The sequence below is a fragment of the Pseudomonas sp. IPO3774 genome, from assembly GCF_013386835.1.
In the GTDB taxonomy this organism is placed as follows: Bacteria; Pseudomonadota; Gammaproteobacteria; order Pseudomonadales; family Pseudomonadaceae; genus Aquipseudomonas.
Window position 1 is genome coordinate 1 of the sequence record NZ_JACAQY010000042.1, and the last position, 1,134, is coordinate 1,134.

1 pseudogene is annotated in these 1,134 nt (G+C 58.6%); it reads left to right on the forward strand.

Features of this window, described 5'->3' with window-relative positions:
• A pseudogene (locus HYE77_RS22765) lies at positions 1-1,134 on the forward strand (type IV secretion protein Rhs); the annotation flags it as partial.

Sequence of the window (1,134 nt, forward strand, 5' to 3'; positions counted from 1 at the left end):
CACTGGGCCAGCTTTTCGCAGATGGACACGCGGTATGTGTGGGACGACAACGGCACGGTCACCGTGCACAACGCCGATGGCAGCCAGGAAGTCTACGTACACGACCAGCGCGCACGGCTGGTGCAGCGGATCGATCCGGACGGCGCGCAGCACTTCAAATCCTACGACGAAAAAGGCCGGCTGACGGTCGAGCAGAATCCGCTGGGAGCGGTGACGGCCTATCAGTACGACGAAGCCGGTCGGTTGATTGCGCTGTTTCCCGGGGACGATACGCCGACGTCCTACGAGCATGACAACGGTTTCGTACGGGTTGTGCGCCGTGGTGACGCGGTGTGGAAATACCAGCGTAACGATCAAGGCGATATCACTCGCAAGACTGATCCGGATGGCAATTACACCGAATACACCTACACCCAACACGGAAAGCTCACGGGTGTTTGGTATCCGGATAACAGCAGCCAACGCTTTATCTGGAACGAACGCGGCCAGCTCATTGAAGAAAAACTGGCGAATGGCGGTGTGCGGCGTTATCGCTATGACGAGCTGGGGCGGCAGGTGGCTTGCGAGGATGAGCATGGTGCGCTGACCCAGTATCAGTGGGACGCCGTAGGTCGTTTGCTGAAAGTGATTCAGCCTGACGGGGCCACACGCGAATTCAGCTACAACCCGTACGGAAAAATCACTGCTGAGCGCGACGAGTTGGGCCGCGTCACCCGCTACGAATACGCCGATGGTCTGCACCTGATCAGCCGCCGGATTAATCCGGACGGCACGCAGCTTAAATACCGTTATGACAATGTTCGGCTGTTACTGACCGAGATTGAAAACGAGGTCGGCGAAACCTATCGGCTCGACTATCACGCCAACGGCCTGATCCAGCAGGAAACCGGGTTTGATGGGCGCCGCACCGCCTATGCCTACGACCTCGCCGGGCATCTGCTGGAAAAGACCGAGTACGGCGATGACGGCAGTCAGTTGGTTACCGGTTATGCGCGCGATGCTGCCGGTCGCCTCGTAAGAAAAACCCTGCCCGACCGCAGCATTGTCGATTACACCTACGACCGCCTCGGCAATCTCCTCAGCGTCGACGACTGTCATTGGCCGCTGCATTACGAATACGACCTGCAAAACCGC